Below are 8,219 nucleotides of genomic sequence, written 5' to 3' on the forward strand. Positions count from 1 at the left end.
CCAGGCCGCCGGCGCCCTCGCCTCCGCCCCGCGCGCCGCGCAGGAGGCGGAGCCGGCGGCGCCCCTCAGGCCGGCCCCCGCCGCGCCCGACGGGCCGCCCGCGCGGGAGCGGGGCGGGCCGGCCCTGCGCGGGCCCGCCCTCGGCGGCGCGGGCGGCGGCGCGCTGGGCGTGCTGCTCGCCGCGACCGGCGTGCTCGACGGCGTGACGGCGCTGTTGACGGCGGTCGCCCTGGTCGTCGCGGGGGCGCTGCTGGCGTACGCCCTGCACGGCGACGGTGCGCCCGACCCCGGACCGGCGCCCGGCGACCCCACGCGCGACGTCGATCCGGGAGGGTTCCCGAGCTCCCGCCCGTAGCGTCGGCATCGTGGCACCCCAGGAGCGGACGGCGGTCATGGCACTCCAGCGCAGGTACTACCTCGACGCGGCGACGCCCAGCCTGCTGCGGCGGCAACCCCTGCTCGGCGGCGCGCCCGCGCCGAGGGGGACGCTGTTCGCGCTGGGCGAGGACGGCGGGTACGCGGCGGCTCCGCAGGCGGACAACCACCTGCTGCTGGGCCGCAACAGCCCGGACGTGCACGTGACGGTGGGCTCCGGCGACGCGCACGTGAGCCGTGAGCACGCCGCCGTGCGCTTCCTGCCCGGGAACCGGTGGCTGCTGCGCAACGGCGGCCGGCTGCCCATCCGCGTCCCGGGCGGGCCGCTGCTGCTGCACGGCCACGAGACCGTGCTGGCGCCCGGCTACACGCCCCTCTACATCCGGGGTTCCCGGCTGCACGTGGTGGAACTGCTCGTGGCCGCCGGTGGCGGCGGGCAGGACTCGGTGCGGCCAGGTACCGGGACCCGCGACCTGGGCTGGCCGCTGTCGGACCGCGAGCGGCTGGTCCTGGTGGCCCTGTTCCAGCAGGTGCTGTTGCGCGCCGACGACCCGCACCCGTTGTCGTGGCGGGAAACCGGCGCCGTGCTCAACGACGTCCCCGGCGAGCGCCGGTGGACCGAGCGGAAGGCGGAACACGTGGTGGACGTGGTGCGGCGGAGGTTGGCCGCCGCGGGGGTGCCGGGCATCACCGCGGACTCGGCGCCGCCCGAGGCGATCAAGCGGAACCTCGCGGCGGTGCTGGTGGAGACCGCCACCCTGACGCCGCCGGACCTGCGGCTGCTCGACGCGGGGCTGCGGGGTGAGGGGTCGTGACGCCGGCGCGGAACCGGGCCGGTGCCCGGGTTGCGGCGCTCGTGGTGGGGGTCGCGATCATCGCCGTGGTGGCCGTGGTGGTGGCCGACCGGGTGCGCGGCGACGCGGAGGCGGAGGGCGGCTGCGCCGGCTCCACCACGGCGGTCACCGGCGTCATCGGCTCGGAGAAGGAGTCCTTCTTCAAGGACCCGCGCGTGGTGGACCGGCTGGCCTGCCGGGGCCTGCGGATCACCGTGGACAGCCTGGGGTCGCGCGAGATGCCGGTGGCGCTGCGCAAGCCGGACCACGGGTACGGCTTCGCGTTCCCCTCCAGCACGCCGACCGCGCAGAAGATCCTCGCCGAGTTCCGGCTGAGCGACAGCTACCCCCTGTTCTCCTCGCCGATGGTGGTGGCCACGTTCAACGGCATCGCGGACACCCTCCAGCGCAACGGCGCGGTCCAGTCCGAACCGGACGGCAGCCGGGTCGTGGACGTCGCGACGCTGCTGCGGTTCGCCCGCGAGGGCACGAAGTGGGACCAGTTGGAGGGCCCGGACCGGTACCGGTTCCCCAAGGCGGTGGAGCTGCGCACCACCGACCCGCAGGACTCCAGCTCGGCGATCATGTTCCTGTCCCTGGCCGCGCACGTGGCCAACAACGGCTCGGTCGTCCAGACCGCCGACGAGGTGCGGCGGGTGGTGCCCGACCTGTGCGCGCTGGTGGGCCGCCAGGGCGACAAGCAGCGCACCAGCCAGGACCTGTTCAACGACTACCTGACCAAGGGCTACGGCCGGGTGCCCATCGGGCTGGTCTACGAGGCCCAGTTCCTCACCAGGTCGCCCGCGCCCGTGCTGCCGCCGGACGCGGTGATGCTGTACCCGCGGCCCACCGTCTACTCCCGGCACACCCTGATCCCGCTCGACGACACCGGCGGGCAGGTCGGCCGCGTCCTGCGCGACGACCAGGAGCTGGTGCGGCTGGCCGCCGAGCACGGCTTCCGGCCCGAGTCGCCGGTCGCCCAGCCGGTCGGCGCCGACAGGTCGCCGACCTCCGTGGTCGAGTCGCCGTCGTTCGAGGTGCTGGAGACCATGCTGGACGAGCTGGCGGGGATCCAGCGCTCGGGGAGGGGCTGCCCGTGACCCGCCGCCGATCCCGCGCCCTGACCGCGGCCCTGGCCGGCGCGGTCCTCGCCGGCGCGGCCCTGACCGGGTGCACCGCCACGGCGCCCGAACCCGTGACGACGTCGACCGCGCCGTCCGGGCCGCCCACCACGCTGCGCGTCCTGGCCGGCAGCGAGCTGGCCGACCTGCGGCCCGTCCTGGACGACGCCGAGCGGGCCACCGGGGTGAAGGTGGAGCTGGAGTTCACCGGCAGCCTCGACGGCGCGCAGAAGGTCGCCGAGGGCGAGGCCGACGGCGTGCACGACGCGCTGTGGTTCTCCTCCACCCGGTACCTGCGCACGATCCCCGAGGCCCGCGAGCGCCTGGGGTCCGAGGTCCAGGTCATGACCTCGCCCGTGGTGCTCGGCCTGCGCGAGCCGGTCGCCCGCGAGCTGGGGTGGGACCGCGCGCCGGTGCGCTGGTCCGACGTCGCCGCGGCGGTGGACCGCGGCGCGCTCACGTTCGCGATGACCGACCCGGCGGCGTCCAACACCGGGTTCTCCGCGCTCGTCGCGGTGGCCACCGCCCTCGACGGCGGCGGGCGCGCGCTCGACCTCGACGCGATCGCACGGGTCTCCGACGCGCTCTCGCGGCTGTTCACCGGGCACCGCGTCACCGCCGGGTCCTCGGACTGGCTCGGCGACGCGTTCGTCCGCCGCGCCACCGGGGAGGACCCCGGCGGTCCGGTCGACGCCCTGATCACCTACGAGGCGTCGCTGCTGTCGCTCAACCGGTCCGGGAAGCTGGCCGAGCCCCTGGTGCCGGTGTACCCGCGGGACGGCGTGGTCAGCGCCGACTACCCGCTCACCGTGCTGGCCGGCGCGAGCCCGGAGGCCCGTGACGCGCACCGGCGGCTGGGCGAGTACCTGCGCGGCCCGGAGGCGCAGCGCGCCATCGCCGAGCGGACCGCCCGGCGCCCGGCGGTCCCCGGCGTGCCGCCGCCGGACGGCGTGCCCGACACCCTCGTGGAGATCCCGTTCCCGGACAACCGGGCGGTGATCGAGGCCCTGCTCGACGCCTACGCCGACCGGCTGCGCCGACCCGCGCGCACGGTGTACGTGCTGGACGTGTCGGGGTCGATGGAGGGCGAGCGGATCGAGCAGCTCAAGCGGGCGCTGACCGGGCTGACCGGCGTGGACGAGTCGCTGTCGGGGCGGTCGTGCCGCTTCCGCGGTCGCGAGGAGGTGATCCTGCTGCCGTTCAACGAGGCGCCGGGCGCGCCCCTGTCGTTCACCGTGGACGAGGCGGCGCCGCGGGCGTCGCTGGCCTCCGTGCGCACGGCGGTCGAGGGCCTGGCGGCCGGGGGCGACACCGCCGTCTACGACAGCGTGATCCGCGCGCACGACCTGATCGGCGACCCGGGCGACCGGTTCGCCAGCATCGTGCTGATGACCGACGGCGAGAACCGCCGGGGCGCGGGACCGGCGGAGTACCGGGCGTTCCTCTCCGGGCGCACGGGCGCCGTGCCGGTGTTCCCCATCCTGTTCGGCGAGGCCGCCGAGGGCGAGATGCGCGAGGTCGCGCGGGCCACCGGCGGCGCGCTGTGGGACGCCCGGCGCGACCCGCTCGACCGGGCGTTCTGCCAGATCCGCGGCTACCAGTAACCGGCTCTCCCGCCGAGGGCGCGGCGCACCGCGCCCTCGGACCCCATAGACCACCGGAGGCGGCACGACATGGCACAGGGCGGTTCGGCGCTCGCGACCTGGATCTCCGAGAACCCCGACGCCACGGTCGGCGCGGTCACGCTGGCCGTGACCGTCGCGGCCTACCTGGCGAAGCTGTGGCTCACCCGCAAGCGGATCACCTACCGCGTCCACCTCGACTCACCGGTCGGCGTGACGCCCAAGGGCGTGCCGGACATGATCGAGGTGGAGCTGCGCAACAAGAACAAGACCGTGCCCGAGCCGAGCTTCGCGCTGGTGCGGATCATGAACACCGGCAGCCGGGAGATCCACGAGAACGACCTCACCCGGCCGCTCACCCTGGAGTTCGGCGGTCGCCGGGTGGTGGACGCGCAGATCGTGGAGGCGCGCAAGGACCTGCGCGAGGAGATCGCCAAGGACGTCGACTGGCCGCCGCCGGGCGACAGCCTCGTCCTGCCCAGGGTGCCGCTCAACCGCAAGGACCGGATCAAGGTGCTGGTGCTGCTGTCCGGGCCGGTGACGCGCGAGCCCGCGGTGGACTGCCACACCTTCCTGCGGGGCGGCCGGGTCGTCCGCGACACGGCCAGGGGCAACGGGCCGAACCGGCGCAGCATGGTCCTGGGCGGCCTCGCCCTGCTCCTGGTCGGCGCGTCGCTGGTGCTGCTCACCGACCTCGGTCCGGACCCGTCGGAGTCGCACTGCGCGGCCGGCGCCGTCACGATCTCCGGGTCCAGCGCGTTCGAGGCGGTCACGGAGAAGGTCGCCGCGCGCTACCGGCGGGACTGCGGCGACGCGGTGGTGGAGGTCGACGGCGGCGGCACGATCGCGGGCCTGCAGCAGCTCAGCCCGTCGCGGCGCGAGGAGCGGGCGGCCATGTCCGACGGCCCGGCCCCGTTCGGCGACGCCCGGTTCACGCCCCACACCATCGCGGTGGTCCCGTTCGCGGTGGTGGTGAGCGACGACGTGCCCGTCCGCGACCTCACCGCGGACCGGCTGCGCGCGATCTTCCTCGGCGAGGTCACCAACTGGGCCCAGGTCGGCGGACCGGACCGCAAGGTGCTCGTGGTCAGCCGCGACGCCAAGTCGGGCACGCGGGACGCGTTCCGGGCCGCGATCCTGGACGGGGCCGACGAACCGGCCGAGAACTCGCCGGACTGCGCCACCGCCTCCAACGGCGCCGGGCTGACGCGGTGCGAGCTGAACTCCACCGGCGGCGTGCTGGAGAAGGTCGCCGAGCACGACAACGCCATCGGCTACGCCGACCTGCCCGCGGCCGACCGCGCGGCGGGGGTCGAGGTGATCGCGATCGACGGCGTCACCGCCACCCGGGAGGCGATGGCCGACGGCCGGTACCGCTTCTGGATCGTCGAGTACCTCTACACCTACGGCCGCGGCCGGGACGACGGCCTGCTGAGCCGGTTCACGCGGTACCTGTCCTCCGACGACGCCAAGGCGATCCTGCGGGAGGAGGGCTACTTCCCGTGCGGCGACCCGTGGCCGGGCGACGGCCGCCACCCGTGCGACGCGCCGTGACACCGGGGCGCGACCTTCCGGCTCAAGGTCCGCCCAAGGCCGGTCGGGCAAGGTGGCACCCGACCATTCCCGCGACGCGGGGTCCACCGGTCGGCCACCCGGACGGGGTCGGGCGCCGGGACCCGCTCGGGACACACAGGGGGTACATCCACCGTGCGCACCACACGAAGATCAGGTTCCGTCCTGCTGACGGCCGCGCTGCTCGGCCTGCTCGCGACCGGCGTCGCACACGCCGCGCCACCCGCCAACGACGACTTCGACCAGGCGACCGAGGTGGTCACGCCGTTCACCGCCGCCCAGTCGGTCGCCGAGGCCACCGAGGCGCCGGACGACCCCGACTACTGCTGGAACTCCAGGTCGGTCTGGTTCTCCTACACCGCGCCCGCGGACGGCGTGGTGGTCCTGTCGACGGCGGGCAGCGACTACGACACCACGCTGTCCGCGTTCAGCGGCACGCGGGGCTCGCTGTCGCCCATCTCGTGCAACGACGACGACGGCGGCAGCCTCCAGGCCCGGCTGGCCGTCACCGTGACCGCGGGAGCCCGCTACCACTTCAAGGTCTCCGCGCTGAGCAGCACGAGCGGCACGTCGCTGGTCTTCGCCGCCACCACGCCGGCCCCGCCCGTGAACGACGACTTCGCCGACGCCGCGCCGATCCCGGCCCTGCCGCACGAGGAGGAGGTCGACGTCACGGCCGCCACCTCCGAGGCCGACGAGCCGGCCGGCCGGTGCGGACGCCCCGAGCGGTCCGTCTGGTACACCCTGACCGTGCCCGAGACGACGTCGGTCGTCTTCGACGAGCGGTCGCCGCACTACGCGAACCTCGCGGTCCACGCGGCCGGGAGCCTCGACGAGGTCCGGTGCGCGGCCGACAGCCGGGGTCCGCTGGTCTTCCGCGCCACCGCCGGCACGACGTACCACCTGCGCGCCGGCACCTCCTACGACGACGTGCGCTCCCTGCGCGTGCGGGTCGCCGTCGCCCGGCCGGTCGAGCCGTCCTTCAGCGCCTACCCCGAGCAGCCGAGCACGGCGAGCACCGTCCGGTTCCACGACGGCTCCTCCGTCCCCGACCAGGACGGGGCGGTCACCCGGCACTGGGACCTGGGCGACGGCACGACCTCCTCGGACCCCTTCCCGCAGCACCGCTACGCGGCCGACGGCGACTACGAGGTGCGGCTGACCATCGGCACCGAGGACGGCCGCACGGCCACCGCGTCGAGGACGCTGCGGGTCCGCACGCACGACGTGTCGATCGCCAGGTTCACCACGCCGGGATCGGCGGAGGTGGGCGACAACAAGGCGATGACGGTGCGGATCGCGAACACGCGGTACGCCGAGGACGTGACCGTCTCGCTCTACCGGAGCACCCCGTCCGGGTGGGACCGGGTCGGCGGGTACACCCAGCACGTGCCCGCGGCGCGCACGGTGGACTTCCCGTTCCGCTACACGTTCCGCGCGGAGGACTCCGTCCACGGCAAGGTGGCGTTCCGGGCCGTGGCCGAGCTGTCCGGCACCGCCGACGCCCTGCCGCTGGACAACGAGGCGATCAGCGCGGCGACGGCGGTCGGGCCGGCCACCCCGTCCGGCCTCGACATCGCCTGACCCGCGGCCGGGCGGGCCGGGCGCGTGCCCGGCCCGCCCTCGGCGCCGCGGTCCGCCGCTACCCGAAGGGCGCATGCCCGGCGGGTGCGTGCCCGGCGGGTGCGTGCCCGGCGGCCGTGGCGGCGGTTACGGCGTGCGCGTGGCCGCCAGGTCCTCCAGCCCGGGGCGGTCGAGCACGTCGAGCCGCTGGTCGCCCTGCGGGCCGGAGCGCTCGACCAGGCCCTGCCGCTCCAGCAGGCCCATCGCCTTCCTGAGCTTCTCGGTCACCAGCGAACCCTTGCCCTTGGCCGCGTGCTCGGCCCGCTCCTCGGACGTCAGGGTCGGCGCGACCTTCTTCTTCCAGACCTCCAGCAGGTCGGCGCGCGCGACCGACGCCGCGTCACCGGCCAGGTCCAGGATGATCCCGGCGAGCACGCGCGCGTGCTGGTCCTGCCGCTCCGCGTGCCGCGCGACCAGCTCCTCCAGCGACGTGCGGCCCGCCGAGCCGGTCGTGTCCGGCACGTCGAGCGCCGCCAGCCGCTCCCACAGCGCCCGGTCGGCCCGGGTGGGCTCGCCCCCTCCCCCGAGCACGGCGGCGCGGTGCGCGTCGATCGCGGCGCCCAAGGTGATCACCAGGCTCACCAGCTCGTCGCGGACGTCGTCGCCGCGCAGCCGGCGCACCCTGGCGGAGATCAACCGGTGCTGCTCGCGCACCAGGGACTCGAAGTGCGCGGTCCGCTTGGCCAGCTCGCCGCCCTCGGCCAGCTCGCGGTCGTACTCGGCCCGGGTGATCTCCCCCGCCACCAGCCGCGCGTGCGCGGCGTCGCGCTCGGCCTTCCGGTGCGCGCGGTCGGCCGCGATCCGGTCCAGCATCGCCAGCAGCACCCGACCGGTCTGCTCGACGTAGGCGTCGGAGGCCAGGTGCCGCCACACCTCGGGGTCGCGGTTGCGCAGCGCGTCGTTGACGAACCGGTCGGCGTCCTGGTCGTCCTCGGGCCCGTAGGGCAATGCCACAGTGTCAGTCCTTCACGTCGCGGTCGCGGGAGCCGGTGTGCCGTCCGGGCAGGCCGGCCGCCGCATTGTCCCCCACCCCGCCGTCCCCCGCCTCACGCGCGGTGACCGCGCTCCCCGGG

General features: G+C 75.5%; 7 protein-coding genes. 6 read left to right on the forward strand and 1 reads right to left on the reverse strand.

What is annotated here, in order from left to right; translation table 11 throughout:
- The 6 genes from ACFV4N_RS35795 to ACFV4N_RS35820 all read left to right on the forward strand — a co-directional run.
- Positions 1–355 (forward strand): hypothetical protein (locus tag ACFV4N_RS35795; protein ID WP_499677097.1); only part of this gene is annotated, 355 nt, incomplete at its 5' end.
- A gap of 10 nt (positions 356–365) precedes the next feature.
- On the forward strand, positions 366–1,190 hold the full coding sequence (locus tag ACFV4N_RS35800; protein WP_499677098.1) for an FHA domain-containing protein: 825 nt from the start codon (positions 366–368) through the stop codon (positions 1,188–1,190).
- The gene (locus tag ACFV4N_RS35805; protein WP_499677099.1) at positions 1,187–2,308 is read left to right on the forward strand and encodes a hypothetical protein; all 1,122 of its coding nucleotides are present in this window, start codon (positions 1,187–1,189) and stop codon (positions 2,306–2,308) included. Before ACFV4N_RS35800 ends, ACFV4N_RS35805 begins: the two co-directional genes overlap by 4 nt.
- A complete protein-coding gene (locus ACFV4N_RS35810) occupies positions 2,305–3,933 on the forward strand; it encodes a substrate-binding domain-containing protein (protein ID WP_499677100.1) in 1,629 nt (542 codons plus the stop codon). Before ACFV4N_RS35805 ends, ACFV4N_RS35810 begins: the two co-directional genes overlap by 4 nt.
- A gap of 69 nt (positions 3,934–4,002) precedes the next feature.
- Positions 4,003–5,505, forward strand: a complete 1,503-nt coding sequence (locus ACFV4N_RS35815; RefSeq protein ID WP_499677101.1) for a substrate-binding domain-containing protein — start codon at positions 4,003–4,005, stop codon at positions 5,503–5,505.
- Positions 5,506–5,658: 153 nt separating this feature from the next.
- The gene (locus ACFV4N_RS35820; RefSeq protein WP_499677102.1) at positions 5,659–7,107 is read left to right on the forward strand and encodes a PKD domain-containing protein; all 1,449 of its coding nucleotides are present in this window, start codon (positions 5,659–5,661) and stop codon (positions 7,105–7,107) included.
- Between the two features lie 126 nt (positions 7,108–7,233).
- Here the strand turns inward: ACFV4N_RS35820 and ACFV4N_RS35825 are convergent, their stop codons facing one another.
- On the reverse strand, positions 7,234–8,100 hold the full coding sequence (locus ACFV4N_RS35825; RefSeq protein ID WP_499677103.1) for a hypothetical protein: 867 nt from the start codon (positions 8,098–8,100) through the stop codon (positions 7,234–7,236).
- Positions 8,101–8,219: the final 119 nt, after the last annotated feature.

Origin of the sequence: Actinosynnema sp. NPDC059797 (genome assembly GCF_042732085.1) — a bacterium.
Lineage (GTDB): Bacteria > Actinomycetota > Actinomycetes > Mycobacteriales > Pseudonocardiaceae > Actinosynnema.

What these genes read in the sequence shown, in the direction of transcription:
- ACFV4N_RS35815 (WP_499677101.1), top strand. Translation starts at nt 4,003, where the DNA reads ATGGCACAGGGCGGTTCGGCGCTCGCGACCTGGATCTCCGAGAACCCC.